1 protein-coding gene is annotated in these 896 nt (G+C 58.7%); it reads right to left on the bottom strand.

Translation table 11 applies throughout. The annotated features are described in order from the left end of the window. A partial coding sequence (locus tag HMPREF2822_RS09965) for a VaFE repeat-containing surface-anchored protein (protein ID WP_158014588.1) occupies window positions 1-896 on the bottom strand: 896 nt, incomplete at both ends.

Below are 896 nucleotides of genomic sequence, written 5' to 3'. Positions count from 1 at the left end.
TCCTCGCCCGGCTTAGACGGGGTCGTGGACTCACAGGTCTCGTCACCCGGCTTGTTCGGAGTCGTCGACTCAGACGGCTCAGTGGTCTTCTCAGTCGTCTTCGGAGTCGTCGACTCAGATGGCTCCTCACCAGGCTTATCCGGGGTCGTAGACTCACACGGATCGTTCGGAGTGGTGGACTCACCCGGCTTACCCGGAGTGGTCGACTCACCAGGCTTGCCCGGAGTCGTTGACTCGCCCGGATTATTCGGGGTAGTCTCCTCGCCCGGCTTAGACGGGGTCGTGGACTCGCAAGTCTCGTCGCCCGGCTTGTTCGGCGTGGTGGACTCAGACGGCTCATCCTTAGAGGTCACAGTCTGAGCCTTATCATTGATGTCCTCGTGCTTAGCAATGTCGTTCGGGTTCTCCGGATCAGTACCCGGAGTCTCCTCGCCCTTGTCGTTGACCTCAACCGAAGTCAACTCCTCAAAAGCAACCGCAGCCTCAACCGGCTTAGTCACAGACTCATCAACGATGATCTCAACAACAACCTCACCGTTAGCAGACTCCGGAGTAAAGGTCTTCTCACCCTCACCCAGAACGGTCTTGCCGTCCTCCTTGGAAATCAGCTCAGCGAACAGAGTGTATTCCTTACCCGGAACCAGGTTCTCGTAGGTAACACGGTCGTTGACCTGCGCACCAGCAACAACCTGGGTTGCACCGTTAGCGAAGTCAGCATTCGTCGAAATCTTCGGCTTACCAGACTCATCACCCGGCTCACGCGGAGTCGTGGACTCAGACGGCTCCTCACCAGGCTTATCCGGCGTGGTGGACTCACACGGGTCATTCGGGGTCGTGGACTCACCCGGGTTGTTCGGAGTGGTCTCCTCGCCCGGCTTAGACGGGGTCGTGGACTC

Source organism: Corynebacterium sp. HMSC062E11 (assembly GCF_001811845.1).
Classification (GTDB): domain Bacteria; phylum Actinomycetota; class Actinomycetes; order Mycobacteriales; family Mycobacteriaceae; genus Corynebacterium; species Corynebacterium hesseae.
This window is presented reverse-complemented; position numbering and strand designations above follow the sequence as displayed.